Source organism: Achromobacter sp. SIMBA_011, assembly GCF_046535435.1.
Classification (GTDB): Bacteria; Pseudomonadota; Gammaproteobacteria; order Burkholderiales; family Burkholderiaceae_B; genus Achromobacter; species Achromobacter dolens.
On the sequence record NZ_JAWRWN010000573.1, the window covers coordinates 1 to 266 of the forward strand.

At 69.2% G+C, this 266-nt stretch carries 1 pseudogene; it reads left to right on the top strand.

What is annotated here, in order from left to right:
- Positions 1-266, top strand: a pseudogene (locus tag SB816_RS32210) (phospholipase C, phosphocholine-specific); the annotation flags it as partial.

Here is a 266-nt window from a genome sequence, read left to right on the forward strand (position 1 = left end):
GGCGGCTGGGTCAACTCGCAGGTGTTCGACCATACGTCGACGCTGCTTTTCCTCGAAAAACGCTTCGGCGTGGTCGAGCCGCAGATCAGCGCCTATCGCCGCGCGGTGTGCGGCGACCTGACCAGCGCGTTCAACTTCCGCACGCCGAACGACGAACCGCTGCCGACGCTCGCGGGCCGCACGACGAAAAGCGCCGCCGATGCGCTGAGCGCAGCCCAACAGGCCGCGCCGAAGATCACGCCGCCCGCCACGCCGTCGCTGACGGC